This is a genomic window from Serratia ureilytica (assembly GCF_013375155.1).
Taxonomy (GTDB): Bacteria; Pseudomonadota; Gammaproteobacteria; order Enterobacterales; family Enterobacteriaceae; genus Serratia; species Serratia ureilytica.
In genome coordinates this window covers 146,786-158,788 of sequence record NZ_JABXOF010000011.1, presented here as the reverse complement: position 1 = coordinate 158,788, position 12,003 = coordinate 146,786, and the positions used below count along the sequence as shown (strand labels likewise).

Genomic DNA, 12,003 nt, shown 5'->3' with positions numbered 1-12,003 from the left:
TTTTTAATCTTTCGGCAAGACATTCCCCCGTTCTTATTCTATTAATTAATCTGTAAATAGATTAATGCATTTGACTCATTTTTCGGGCTTTTTGGCAGGCTTCTCTACTACGGCAAGGAACCATGATGAAAAAGACTCTGGCGGCATTAACCTCGGCAGCGGTTCTGCTGTGCACCTCTGGCGCCGCCTTTGCGGCGGGCACCATTCAGGGCACGCTGGGCGTCACTTTAACCATCGGCGCCGGCTGCGTCGTTACCGGCGGCAACAGCTCCGGCACCACCAACAACTTCGGCTCCATCAGCTTCGGCACCTACTCGTCGCTGGCTAACGTCATCACCGCCAGCGCCACCGGCAGCGGCGGCACCGGCACCTTGGGGCTGAACTGCACCACCGGCACCAACTACACCGTGGCGCTGGACAACGGCCTCAACGCCTCCGGCAGCCAGCGGCGCATGGCCAGCAGCGTGCCCGCTTACATCAGCTATAACCTCTACCAGGACAGCGCCCACGCCGTGCCGTGGAACAGCACCACCGGTGTGCTGACCGGCACCGGCACCGGCTCGGCGGTCCCGTTGATCGTCTATGGTCTGGTGCCCGCCGCGGGCACCACCCCGGCGGCAGGCGCGTACAGCGATACCGTCACCATGACCGTCACCTGGTAAGCATGACGCGCCTGGCCGTCACCTGCATGCTGCTGTCGTTGGCAGGCGCTTGCCGCGCCGACGTCAGCACTGCGACGGTCGGCGTCAGCGCCACCTTGGTCAAATCCTGTGTCGCAGGCACCACCAGCGGCGGCAACACCACGTTCGGCACCTTTAACTTCGGCACGGTTTACTTCCTCAATACGGCAATAAAAGTGACCGGCCAGGCGAACGCCGGTGCACTGCAGATCAACTGCAACAACGGCACCAGTTACACGGTGCTGCTCAGCGGCGGACAGAGCGGCAATACCGCTTCGCGCTATCTGCAAAGCGCGGCGGGCGCCCGCGTGAACTACAACCTGTATACCAGCGCCAGCTACGCCACCGTCTGGGATAACGTCACCGGCGTGACGCAGACCGCCACCGGTCAAAGCGTCTGGCTGCCGGTGTACGGCATGATTCCGGTGCAGGCGACGCCGGCGACGGGCACTTATACGGACACGGTACAGGTGACGATAAATTGGTGATTAACGGAACGCTGCGCACCCTGCTGCTGACGGCGCTGTTTGGCGCTCCGGCGGCACATGCCGATACCGTCAGCCAGGGCTTCACGGTCAATGCTTCGATCATCAAAGGCTGCGTGCTCGGCAGCGGCGTCACCAACGTTACCTCGTTCGGCAGCATGAGCTTCGGCCAGGTGGCGTCTTTAAGCAGCCCGATAAAAATTGTCTCGAGCGCCGGCGCCGGCTCAATCCTTATCCGCTGCAACCCCGGGCTCAGCGTCACCCTGGGATTGAACGTCGGCAATAACGTGACCGGCTCCATCGCCGGCGGACGCAAGCTGTTGAACTCGGTCACCTCGGAAACGCTGATTTACCAGCTCTACCAGGATGCCAACTACGCCGTTTTGTGGGGAGACGGCGGCAACGGCGGCGCCGCCCAAACCGTCTCCTCCACCGGCAGTACGCAGGAAATAAAAATCTACGCCAGTTTAATGGCGAGCAGCACCTTGCCCACCAGCGGCACCTACAACGATACGGTCTTAGTGACGGTGAGTTATTGAGCTTTTAAAAGGATCACATTATGCGTACTACTCTGCTTCGCCTGCCTCTGCTGGCAGGATTGTTGTTAGCCGGCCAGCCGCAGGCCTTCGCCGCCGCCTCCATTCTGATTTGGCCCATCGATCCGGTTATTGAAGACAACCAGCAGGCGACGGCCCTGTGGCTGGAAAACCGCGACAGCAAGCCGGTTTACATGCAAATTCGCGTGCTGGGCTGGCAACAAACCGGCGGTAAGGACGATTACCGCAACCAGAGCGAGGTGCTCGCCAGCCCGCCGGTCGCCACCATTCTCCCCGGCAAACGCCAACTGATTCGCCTGATCAAGCAGACGCCGGCCGCCGCCGGACAAGAGCGGGCTTACCGCATCCTGGTCGATGAAGTGCCGATCAAAGATAAAGATGGCGCAGCGCCCGACAAAGGCGCGCAGATGGGGCTGAAATTCCAGATGCGTTATTCGGTGCCGCTGTTCGTCAGCGGCAAAGGCGTCTGGACCAAGCAAGACTTCGAACACCCGCGCGACTACGCCACCGCCAACCAGCCGAAGCTCAGCTACCGGCTGCTGCAACAAAACAGCCAGCGCTGGCTCGACGTGCGCAATGACGGCATCGTGCATGCTCGCCTGTCGCAGGTCAGCATTCAGGGCAAGCCGCTCAACAACGGGCTGCTGGGCTATGTGCTGCCGGGTTCGCAAATGCGTTTCGCCCTGCCGCCGTCGGGCAGTTTTGCCGCCGGCAAGCTGCAGGCGATGGTCAACGACAATAAACAGCCCGTAACCCTCCCGTCTTACTGAGCCCGAGGCGCAGGTGATGCGGATGTCGCCATCGCCCTCACGCGGCATGCAGCTCAAGCCGCTGGCCCTGGCCGTACTCTGTATGGCGCTAGAACTGTGCCCGCCGCCTGCCGCCGCCGACGATTTGCCACCGCCGCCCCGCGCCGTCAGCATGCCGGATACCACGCTGTATCTGGAGCCGGTGGTGAACGGCCGCCCGACCGGCAAAGTCGTGCCGGTCGCCTACCGCGGCGGCCATTACTATTTAACGCCTCAGCAGCTGATCGATGCCGGCCTGCCGGTGACGGACAAACAGGTGAAAGAGATCGCCGTCGATCAACTGGATAAGGTCGACGTCACCTACAGCGGCGAAACGCAGCAGTTGCTGATCTCGGTGCCCAACGATTGGCTCCCCAGGCAAACCCTCGGTGACGCCAACCCGGAGCAGCGGCTGCCGGCGCAAAGCAGCCTGGGCTTCTTGCTGAATTACGACGCCTACGTCAGCCAAAGCGGCGGGCGCGGCAATCCGGGCTATTTTTCCGCCTGGAGCGAACAGCGCCTGTTCGACGGCTTCGGCGTTATCGCCAACACCGGCATTTTCCGCAGCAGCTTCAACGGCGAGACCGCCGCGCAGCAGAACAATCGCTATATCCGCTACGACAGCAGTTGGCGCTACAGCGACGACGACACCATGCTCAGCTACACCGCCGGCGATCTCACGACCGGCTCGCTGCCCTGGACCAGTTCGGTGCGCGTCGGCGGTCTGCAGGTAGCGCGTAATTTCGCCACGCGGCCGGATCTCATTACCTACCCGCTGCCGCAGTTCTCCGGCCAGGCCGCCGTGCCGAGCAGCGTCGATCTGTACATCAACAGCTATAAAAACACCTCCGCCAACGTGAATCCCGGCCCGTTCACCCTGAATACCGTGCCCTACATCAACGGCGCCGGTCAGGCGACGGTGGTGACGACCGATGCGCTCGGCCGCCAGATCAGCACGACGGTGCCGTTCTATGTCGCCAGTTCGCTGCTGCAGGCCGGGTTGAGCGATTTCAGCCTGTCGGCAGGCGCGCTGCGCCAAAACTACGGTTACCGATCCGCGGACTACGGCCAGTGGGTGGCCAGCGGCAGCGGGCGTTACGGCGTCACGGACTGGCTCACGATCGAAGGGCGGGCGGAAGGTGCGGCGGAGTTGGCGGTCACCGGCGCCGGCGCCGGCATGCGCATCGGGCAGTTAGGGGTGCTCAACGCCTCCTACAGCTACAGCCAGGCGGGCCGCGACGCTTTCAACGCCCCTCCGGTCACGCCGCGGTATTACGATCCGGTCACCGGCCAACCGGTGCAGCAACCGGATGCCGGTCCGGTCTATCAGTACGCCGGCCGCCACGGCGATCAAACCAGCCTGAGCTACACCTACAGCAATCAGTATTTCAGCCTCAACGCTCAACGGGTGCTGCGCAGCGCGGACTTTGGCGATCTTTCCACCTATAAGAGCAGCTATCGGCTGAGCCGCCGCACCGATCAGCTGACCGGCAGCATCGGCCTGAGCCGCTTCGGCAGCCTGGGCGCCGGTTATTTCGACGTGCGCGACGCCATCGGCCAGCGCACTCGCCTGGTCAACCTGTCGTACAGCCTGACGCTGTGGCGCAACATCAGCCTGTACGCCTCGGCAAACCGCGAGATTGGCGGTGACGGTTACAGCTCTCAGCTGCAGATCAGCATTCCGTTCGATACCTGGGGCACCGCCAACGTCAGCACCGCCCGCGACGCCGGCAACCGCTGGAGCGAACGCGTGGCTTACAGCCGCGCCGCGCCGACCGACGGCGGTTTCGGTTGGAATCTGGCCTATGCCGGCGGCCAGGGCAGCAACAGCGATTATCGTCAGGCGGATGTGACCTGGCGCACCTCGCTGTTGGAAACCCGCGCCGGGCTGTATGGCAACCGTAACGACTACACCCGCTGGGGCGAAGTCAGCGGTTCTCTGGTGGCGATGAACGGCGGCGTTTATGCCACCAACACCATCAACGATGCCTTCGCGCTGGTATCGACCGACGGCTACGCCGGCATTCCGGTCAGCTACGAGAACCAGCGCATCGGCGTCACCAACGACAAAGGTTATCTGCTGGTGCCCACCGTCACCTCGTATTACCACGCCAAGTTCCAAATCGACCCGCTCAATTTACCGGCGGACGTTAACCTGCCGGCGGTCGAAAAAACCGTCGCCATCCGCGATCACAGCGGCTACCTGGTCGAATTCCCCGTCCAGCGCCTGTCCGCCGCCGACGTGGAGCTGGTCGATGCGCAAGGCAAACCGCTGGCCAACGGCAGCCAGGTGGCGGTGCTCGGCGGCAATCAACAAAGCTACGTCGGGTGGGATGGCATGACCTATATCGATCCGGTGCAGCAATACAACCGATTAAGCGTAATCCCGGCCGACGGCGGCCCGCCGTGCCAGGTCAGTTTCAGCCTGGCCAACCCGCAGGGGCTGCAACGCGTCGGCCCTCTCGTCTGCCAGTAACACACGGAGAAGAAGAATGATGTCTCGGCAAGTGAAAATCTTTTTGGCGGCGCTGCTGTTGATGTGTGGACAACGCGCGCTGGCGGACTGCGCCACCACCAACGGCACGGTTACCCTGCCCAGCAGCAACTCCTTCGCCGTCTACAACGGCCAGATAAGCGCCCAAGGCACTGCGGGGCTGAACTGCACCGGGCTCGGGCTCAATTTGCTGACGCAAAACACCGTCACGGTCAAGATCGCTTCCACCACCAACAACATGGCTCTGCTGAATGGCAACGGCTCAGGCGATAAAATTTCTTATTTGATCTACCCGGATTCGAACTACCAGTATCCGTATAGCGTCGGCCAGACCATCGATTACAGCTCGCTGAATCTGCTGTCGCTGATCCTGATCTCTTCCAACGTCAACTTTCCGGTGTATATCAAAACCGTCGTCGGCGCGAACGTCAGCGCCGGCACCTATACCGATACCATCAACCTGGTTTGGAACTACCATATCTGCGGCCTGGGCCTGATAGGGCTTTGCATCTGGTGGGACGGCACCAATCAACCCAGCACCGTGACCGTCACCGCGGTCATCACCAAGAGTTGCCTGATCAACACCGCCAACAACGTCAACTTCGGCAGCATGGCCTTAGTGGGGCAATTCAATCCGATCAACCAAAGCATCACGCTGACCTGCACCAAATCCCAGTCTTACAGCTCCTATTTCACCAACGGCAACAATCCGATCACCGGCTGGCGGCGAATGATCAGCGGCACCAGCAACTTCCTGCAGTATCAGATCTATTTGCCCAATACCAGCACCGTGTGGAGCAGCACCAACGCGCAAAGCGGCACCGGCACTGGCCTGGCGCAAAGCATCCCCTTTACCGCCGCCGTCAATCCGGCGCAGACCGAAGTGCCGGTCGGCACCTATCAGGATAACGTCAGCTATGTCGTGACTTACTAGCGCAGCCGCTAGCCGCCCGGCCGAATGTTGCCAGAGTGTATTTTTTATGTGGCATTTTTTGCTCATTTGGCTATGCTCATACCGATGACCTTACTGGTCTAACCTCCTACCACATCATTGAGCAAGGAGTTCCCATGAGCAAAACCGTCGTAAAAATTGGCAGCTTCGAGGTCGATGACGCGCATCTTCACGCCACCGCCGACCGTGCAGGCACCCTGAGCATCCCCTGCAAGTCCGATCCGGATCTGTGCATGCAGCTCGACGGCTGGGATGAACACACCAGCATTCCGGCCATCCTCAACGGCAAGCAGTCGCTGCTGTACAAGCAACACTACGATCGACAGACGGACGCCTGGGTGATGCGGGTGGCATGAAAATATATCCAGTAGGTTGACGACGCGCTGCTTTCATCAGAAACAGCGCGTTTTTTTATGCGATGGCGATGCCGCGGCCGGCAAAGAAGTGGGCGAAGCGGTTGAGTGACAGCTGTACTCGCTCGCGCGTCGCCGGGCTGTCGCCCGAAGGATTATGGAAGGTCACGCTTTGCGCATCGGCGGCGGTGATCAACACCAGATGCCCGCCCCGCTGCGGCGGTATGCTCTCGGGCCGGCGAATGGCGGGATGCACCGAGGCGATAAAGTAGCGGCATTCATGAAGCAGCGCCGGCACATCGGCGGCCGCCAGCCCCACCTTCACCTCCGCCTGCAGCGCGAACTGCTCGCGCACATACTCGACGAACGGCGCGTAAATCAGTCCTTTTATCCGCTCGTTCTCACGCACATAGGCGCCATAAGGCAGGCTGCGGCGCGCCAGTTCCAGCAGCGGCGGCGCTGCGCCGTCGCGGTGGCTCAGCACCATTTTCAGGCAGGCCATGCCGCACACGTGGTTGGCCCACTCGACGTACTCCGCCCGATCGCGGGCGCCGCTGCGCGCCCAATTCTCGTCTTGCGCCAGCGTCGCGCGGCCGGCGATCAGATCGGCGGCCATCTCCGGGCTCGCCCACTGGCACTCGTAGGGAACGGCGCGCATCAGTTTAGAACTTGTCGACGACTTTGAAATTCATCAGCACCAGCGTCATGTCCGGCGAGAACAGATCGTACTCTTCGAAGAAGCGTTGTAGCTCTTTGCGCCAATGCGCCAGCGAACGATCGCCCTCGCCTTCGGCAAAGGCGTGCACTTCATCGACCTGATCGTACGTTTTCATTTCCACCGCGGTCAGCTCAACCGCGCAGACCGGCTCTCCCTTGCCGTCCACCACCAGGAACCGATCGCCGGCCTGTGGGATGCCCTCGCCGTCCAGGTTGGAGCAGGTCGCCGTTTTGGTGCCGTTCAAAATCAATTGCACCACTTCATCGGCCTGCTGTTCGGTATCGCCGAACGCCCAGCGCTCAAGGTGCTCGTATTTCTGTGGAATTGCCGTCGCCATGATTATACCTTTTGGAAAAATGCCTCAATGCAGACAGGATAGTACAACGTATTGGCGGCCGTCTGCATCCGTCACAAGCGCGACTGCGCGTTATGCCAGCGCCGTCTTTACGAGTTTTTACCGTTCTTCGCTGTGCCTTCAGCGCTACGGGGCGCATACTGTGAACATTATTCACTCAATGGCAACGCCAGGCGGCAACATGCTGCAAGACGATTTCGATGCTGACGATACCTTCAGCGATTTACTCAACAGCGTCGCGTTGGCGACGCTGTTGCTCATCGCCATCGCCGGCGGATGGTATTTCAGTTAAGAGAGGGCGACGTGGCGACAAAACGCATGGGCAACAAGCTCAGTAAAATGGTGGTGGTGCTGCTGCTGATCTGCCTGGCGTTGCTGCTGTTGCGTTGGGCGGCGATAGCGTTCGGTTAATCCCATAAAACGACGTCGGCCAACCGCCGGCGCCCTGCTCACCGCCGCGGCGCCGCGGTCGGCTCCAGTAACTCGCGCAAATAGGCCAGACGCGCTTCCCCCTGTGGCAACCAGCGACGGCACAGCCAATGTTGCGTTTCACCCGTGCGGCTGAGGCGGTAGTACTCCGCGAAGGTTTCGACCCAGTTCATGATGTGTTCTCCTGCTTTTCGACATTGCCAGTATTGAGCGCAAAAACCAGAAGAAATACTGATGGCTTGTTTTTTATGCTTCCTGTTTTTGGCCGTCGGTAGCGAAGCCGCAGTTCAACTGCTACATTGGGCGAAAATCAACCCACCGAGGTGTAGGCCATGACGTTCTCGGAACAGGAGATTAAACCCGTATGGGATGAAGTCGCGCGCCTGATCGGCGACAGCGTGATGCAGCTGCGCCATCGCGGCGAGGCGCTGTCGGTGGAAACGCTGGAGAAACATCTGGCGCGGCAGCTGGCCGAGAGCAACGACATCGAACGGCGTATCCTGCTCGGCGCCGCCATCAACATGCTGAAAGGCGGAAAATGAATCGCCAACCGAAAAGGTTGGCGATCCGACAGAAGCCCGAGGTATGCAAGCCCGGCCTTCTGCGCGCTACTATGTCACGCTAATATGACGTAATTAATAGGAATTGTCGGGTTTTTGCCCAAAACGCCCTATTTTTGTTGCCTGAATTACGCCAACACGAAATCGCCGGCATCCAGCGGCTGCCCCACCACTTTCACCAGGAAATCGTTGCCGTCAAAGGCGCCGCCCAGGTTGATCGCCACATCGCTGACGTGATTTTGCGCATCGTAGCTCAGCTTCGCCTCGCCCGCCTTGCCGCTGAACTGATCGACGAAGCGGATGCCGTCGGCGCTGCCGGTGTTGAACAGCGTCAGATCGATCTTGTCCTCGCCGCGCACGAAGTCGCGGATCCAATCCGGCGCCGCCGCCGTCGACTCATCCGCCGCGAAGTAGACGAAGGTGTCCTTGCCGGCGCCGCCCCACAGCTGATCCGCCCCTTTGCCGCCGTACAACACATCATCGCCCGCGCCGCCCTTGAGCACGTTATCGGCGGCGTTCCCGACCAGCACATCGTTACCCGACCCGCCGATGGCGTTTTCAATCGTTACGCCCGCCGCGATCGACACGTTGCCTTTCAGGCCGCCGACGTCCGAGAACGCCTTTTCATTCAGGTTGATGCGCTGATTTTGGCCAAAGCCGGAGAAGTCGAAGGTGTCGTTGCCGCCGGCATCCCAGGCGGTGAAGATTATCTTGTCCTGCGCGCCGGTGGCGGTGAGGAAGTCGCGATCGGTGTTGGAATTGAAACCGTAAACCGTGTCGCCGGTGCGGGTGTTCATGTTGGCGCCGTAGAAATGCTGGATCGCCGTGATGTCATTGAGCAACGGCCCGGAAGAGTACGCGCCTTTAAAGTCCTGCCCGGTGTTGCTTTCGCTGAAATAGCTCATCAGGCTGTGGGCGCGGCTGTCTTCGAAGTAGGTCGCGTCTTTAGCGTAGGTGATGCTGACGCCCGGCGCGGCGTTATAGTCGCCCGGGTGCTGCAACCCCAGCGCATGACCGATCTCATGGGTGAAGGTCTGGCGGCCGTACTCGTTTTCATGGATCTGGTTGTTGACGAAGGTGTGGTTCTTGGCGTTATACCAGGTTTGACCGGCGACCGAAGGCGATGAATCCGGGTTATACGCAAAGGCATAGGAGCCGCGCGAGCTGTAATCGAACAGACCGAATTTGATGTTGGCGGCGGCGGTGTTGCTGGTCTCGGTGAAGGTAATGTTGGCCACGTCGGACCATGACTGCAGCGACAGTTTGGCCTGCTCGCGCTGTTCCGCGTTAAAGCTGCTGAAGCCGCTGATGCTCATGCTCGACATATTGCCCGGCGCCTTTTCCCAGAAGCTGTAGGTCAGGGAGACCGGCTTTTCGGTCACGCCCTTGTCGTGCCAACTGCGATCGCCGCGCACCAGTTCCAGGCCGGCATTCTCGAACGTTTTCGACGGATGAAGCACGGTAATGGTGTCGTCTTCATCGGGTTTATAAGCGCCCAGCAGGGCTAATACGCCTTCGGCCTTAACGGAAGCATTGCTTGATGACATAACCTTATCTCCATATTCGTCAATTCAATCGGGGTGATGCCCCAACTGGCGGATTGCCTGAACGGCAGCGGCCCGGTGTTGAATCAATACGGGGATATCGGTAATGCGCTGGCGCCTTCCATCGGCACTCTGAATGAGAACGATAATCCCTTAAGAGAAGAGAATAGACACATTTTACCGAGAACAGATTTTTCTTATCAAAAGTGTGACAGGGATTTTCCGCCATGCGAATGATTTTCAAGGTAATAATCAGCATTATCACGATGTCGAAAAAAGTATAAAAAAACCGGGGCAATCCAACCCCGGCTATCCATAACACACTCTGGACTCAGACTAACCAACCGAGCAACAGCGTCGCGCCAATGACCGTGGAAGCGCCGCCGATGCGCGTAGCGATTTGGGCGAACGGCATCAGCCCCATGCGGTTGGACGCCGACAGGATCGCCACGTCGCCGGTGCCGCCCAGGCCGCTGTGACAGCAGGTGACGATCGCCGCTTCCACCGGGAACATCTTCAGGTAAGGCGCAATCAGGAAACTGACCAACCCCATCGACAGCACCACCGAGCCGCAGACCACCACATAGCCGACCGAGAACACCGCAACCACGCTTTCCAGCGGCACGTACAGCATGCCCAGACCGATCATCAGCGGCCACACCAACGCGGTGGAGACGAACTTATAGAAACTGTGCGCGCCGGTCTCCATCGAGGCCGGGATCACCCGGCAGTATTTGCACAGCACCGCGAACAGGATCATCAGCACCGGGCCAGGGATATGCACGATATGCTCGAACAGGCCGCCGACGATAAAGAAGGCGCAGATCACCAGCAGCCCGCCGCCCATCAGTTGGAAATCGACGTTGCCGCTTTGTTCCTTGATGGCGAACATCGCGTTCTCCTGCGCCGAACGGATCAGCATGCCGTCGCCGCTCAGCGCCTTGCGCTGCATGCCGATGCGCGCCAGCACCCCGGCGGTCACGATGGCGAAGATATTACCCAGCACCGCCGCCGGCGCCAGCTGCGCGACGTAGACGTCCGGTGTCGATCCCAGGATCGCCGAATAGGCCAGCGACAGCGGTAAAATGCCCTCGCCGATGCCGCCGCCGATGATCGGCACGATGATAAAGAAGAAGGTGTGATAGAAGGTGAAGCCGAACAGTTTCCCCACCAGCAGCCCGGTGATCACCGCCGTGACCGTGCCCACCACCAGCGGCACGAACATGCGAATCATCCCCTGGATCAGGATCACCCGGTTCATGCCGAGAATGCTGCCGACCACCAGACTGGCGATGACGAAATAAAGCAGGTTGGCGTCTTTCATCAGCAGATGGACGGTGCCCATGACGTTGGGCTGGAACACGTTGAAGTAGACCAGCACCGACGGCACCATCAAACACAGAATGGCCGGCCCGCCGATATCGCGCAGCACGGGAATGCTTTTACCCAACTGCGCCAACGCAAAGCCCAGCGTCATTATCACCGCCAGGCCGCCGATCATATTCTTCGGCAGGAAGTTGGCGTAGGCGGAAATCGCCACGATGGCGCAAATCGTGATAAACAACGCGATCGGCACCGCACCGATATCTATTTGACGAAGTTGATTAATTAATCCTGATGATTCGGACGATGCCGTATTTTTATCACAGGCTATTTCTGCATTTATCTGTTTCATTATTCACCCTGCTGACAAGCGTACAGTACGGTTAGATTCACCTGGCGCAATAATCCCGCCATAGCCAAGTGAAAACAACTAATTACAAAAACCCTATTGCGGATTTCGCTTTTTCTAATAAGAAATAAAACAGTAGACAGCACTGACAATATGATAAAAAATAAAAATGCAAAACTAAATTACGCTGAGGGAATTCAATATTGTGACCCTCCGCCAAGGTTGGTTTTAATTAATTATCGTCAGCATTTTGTAATTAAAGTAATCAGGCTTAAATTCGCTGCTATGCTATAGGAGGGCGAAAAAGCCCCCTGCTTTATTAATAAAGAACCGGAAACGCCATTAGCTGAATCCGGTCAGCTTGATCCGAACCTTAATCCTGCGCGCGGCACCGCACGGGAAAAAGGCATAATATG

The 12,003-nt window shown here is 59.3% G+C and carries 14 protein-coding genes; 9 read left to right on the top strand and 5 right to left on the bottom strand.

Annotation, left to right across the window (positions count from 1 at the left end):
* The first annotated feature begins 125 nt into the window (after positions 1-125).
* The 7 genes from HWW83_RS20220 (at position 126) to HWW83_RS20190 (ending at position 6,312) form a co-directional block, all read left to right on the top strand.
* Positions 126-662 (top strand): Csu type fimbrial protein, encoded by a 537-nt coding sequence (locus HWW83_RS20220; protein WP_033642840.1) that lies wholly within the window; start codon positions 126-128, stop codon positions 660-662.
* Between the two features lie 2 nt (positions 663-664).
* Entirely contained in the window at positions 665-1,168 is a 504-nt protein-coding gene (locus HWW83_RS20215; protein ID WP_033642839.1) for a Csu type fimbrial protein, read from the top strand.
* Entirely contained in the window at positions 1,162-1,704 is a 543-nt protein-coding gene (locus HWW83_RS20210) for a Csu type fimbrial protein (RefSeq protein ID WP_033642838.1), read from the top strand. Before HWW83_RS20215 ends, HWW83_RS20210 begins: the two co-directional genes overlap by 7 nt.
* A gap of 20 nt (positions 1,705-1,724) precedes the next feature.
* Positions 1,725-2,492 (top strand): fimbrial biogenesis chaperone, encoded by a 768-nt coding sequence (locus tag HWW83_RS20205; RefSeq protein WP_046686936.1) that lies wholly within the window; start codon positions 1,725-1,727, stop codon positions 2,490-2,492.
* Positions 2,493-2,514: 22 nt separating this feature from the next.
* Positions 2,515-4,986 (top strand): fimbria/pilus outer membrane usher protein, encoded by a 2,472-nt coding sequence (locus HWW83_RS20200; RefSeq protein WP_405052726.1) that lies wholly within the window; start codon positions 2,515-2,517, stop codon positions 4,984-4,986.
* A 16-nt stretch (positions 4,987-5,002) separates the two neighbouring features.
* Complete coding sequence (locus HWW83_RS20195) at positions 5,003-5,938, top strand: Csu type fimbrial protein (RefSeq protein WP_169539546.1); 936 nt, start codon at positions 5,003-5,005, stop codon at positions 5,936-5,938.
* Between the two features lie 134 nt (positions 5,939-6,072).
* Positions 6,073-6,312: a YebV family protein gene (locus tag HWW83_RS20190; RefSeq protein ID WP_033652110.1), complete on the top strand. Its 240-nt coding sequence runs from the start codon at positions 6,073-6,075 to the stop codon at positions 6,310-6,312.
* 55 nt (positions 6,313-6,367) lie between these two features.
* Here the strand turns inward: HWW83_RS20190 and HWW83_RS20185 are convergent, their stop codons facing one another.
* Positions 6,368-6,967 (bottom strand): C39 family peptidase, encoded by a 600-nt coding sequence (locus HWW83_RS20185; RefSeq protein WP_060660802.1) that lies wholly within the window; start codon positions 6,965-6,967, stop codon positions 6,368-6,370.
* Positions 6,968-6,971: 4 nt separating this feature from the next.
* Positions 6,972-7,364: an ASCH domain-containing protein gene (locus HWW83_RS20180; RefSeq protein WP_089194660.1), complete on the bottom strand. Its 393-nt coding sequence runs from the start codon at positions 7,362-7,364 to the stop codon at positions 6,972-6,974.
* A gap of 336 nt (positions 7,365-7,700) precedes the next feature.
* On the opposite strand from HWW83_RS20180, the gene yniD reads away from it, so the two are divergent.
* Positions 7,701-7,793, top strand: coding sequence for a small membrane protein YniD (gene yniD / locus HWW83_RS25735; protein WP_016928013.1), 93 nt, complete (start codon positions 7,701-7,703; stop codon positions 7,791-7,793).
* 38 nt (positions 7,794-7,831) lie between these two features.
* Here the strand turns inward: yniD and HWW83_RS20175 are convergent, their stop codons facing one another.
* Positions 7,832-7,984 (bottom strand): hypothetical protein, encoded by a 153-nt coding sequence (locus HWW83_RS20175; RefSeq protein ID WP_162997461.1) that lies wholly within the window; start codon positions 7,982-7,984, stop codon positions 7,832-7,834.
* A gap of 159 nt (positions 7,985-8,143) precedes the next feature.
* On the opposite strand from HWW83_RS20175, the gene HWW83_RS20170 reads away from it, so the two are divergent.
* Positions 8,144-8,353, top strand: a complete 210-nt coding sequence (locus HWW83_RS20170) for a hypothetical protein (RefSeq protein ID WP_033642834.1) — start codon at positions 8,144-8,146, stop codon at positions 8,351-8,353.
* Positions 8,354-8,499: 146 nt separating this feature from the next.
* On the opposite strand, the gene HWW83_RS20165 is transcribed toward HWW83_RS20170, so the two are convergent.
* Complete coding sequence (locus HWW83_RS20165; RefSeq protein WP_033652108.1) at positions 8,500-9,918, bottom strand: serralysin family metalloprotease; 1,419 nt, start codon at positions 9,916-9,918, stop codon at positions 8,500-8,502.
* A gap of 328 nt (positions 9,919-10,246) precedes the next feature.
* Complete coding sequence (locus tag HWW83_RS20160) at positions 10,247-11,590, bottom strand: 2-hydroxycarboxylate transporter family protein (protein WP_033642832.1); 1,344 nt, start codon at positions 11,588-11,590, stop codon at positions 10,247-10,249.
* Between the last annotated feature and the right edge of the window lie 413 nt (positions 11,591-12,003).

What these genes read in the sequence shown, in the direction of transcription:
- HWW83_RS20220 (WP_033642840.1), top strand. Translation starts at nt 126, where the DNA reads ATGAAAAAGACTCTGGCGGCATTAACCTCGGCAGCGGTTCTGCTGTGC.
- HWW83_RS20195 (WP_169539546.1), top strand. Translation starts at nt 5,003, where the DNA reads ATGATGTCTCGGCAAGTGAAAATCTTTTTGGCGGCGCTGCTGTTGATG.
- yniD (WP_016928013.1), top strand. Translation starts at nt 7,701, where the DNA reads ATGGGCAACAAGCTCAGTAAAATGGTGGTGGTGCTGCTGCTGATCTGC.
- HWW83_RS20170 (WP_033642834.1), top strand. Translation starts at nt 8,144, where the DNA reads ATGACGTTCTCGGAACAGGAGATTAAACCCGTATGGGATGAAGTCGCG.
- HWW83_RS20200 (WP_405052726.1), top strand. Translation starts at nt 2,515, where the DNA reads ATGTCGCCATCGCCCTCACGCGGCATGCAGCTCAAGCCGCTGGCCCTG.
- HWW83_RS20175 (WP_162997461.1), bottom strand. Translation starts at nt 7,984, where the DNA reads ATGAACTGGGTCGAAACCTTCGCGGAGTACTACCGCCTCAGCCGCACG.
- HWW83_RS20205 (WP_046686936.1), top strand. Translation starts at nt 1,725, where the DNA reads ATGCGTACTACTCTGCTTCGCCTGCCTCTGCTGGCAGGATTGTTGTTA.
- HWW83_RS20185 (WP_060660802.1), bottom strand. Translation starts at nt 6,967, where the DNA reads ATGCGCGCCGTTCCCTACGAGTGCCAGTGGGCGAGCCCGGAGATGGCC.
- HWW83_RS20165 (WP_033652108.1), bottom strand. Translation starts at nt 9,918, where the DNA reads ATGTCATCAAGCAATGCTTCCGTTAAGGCCGAAGGCGTATTAGCCCTG.
- HWW83_RS20160 (WP_033642832.1), bottom strand. Translation starts at nt 11,590, where the DNA reads ATGAAACAGATAAATGCAGAAATAGCCTGTGATAAAAATACGGCATCG.
- HWW83_RS20215 (WP_033642839.1), top strand. Translation starts at nt 665, where the DNA reads ATGACGCGCCTGGCCGTCACCTGCATGCTGCTGTCGTTGGCAGGCGCT.
- HWW83_RS20180 (WP_089194660.1), bottom strand. Translation starts at nt 7,364, where the DNA reads ATGGCGACGGCAATTCCACAGAAATACGAGCACCTTGAGCGCTGGGCG.
- HWW83_RS20190 (WP_033652110.1), top strand. Translation starts at nt 6,073, where the DNA reads ATGAGCAAAACCGTCGTAAAAATTGGCAGCTTCGAGGTCGATGACGCG.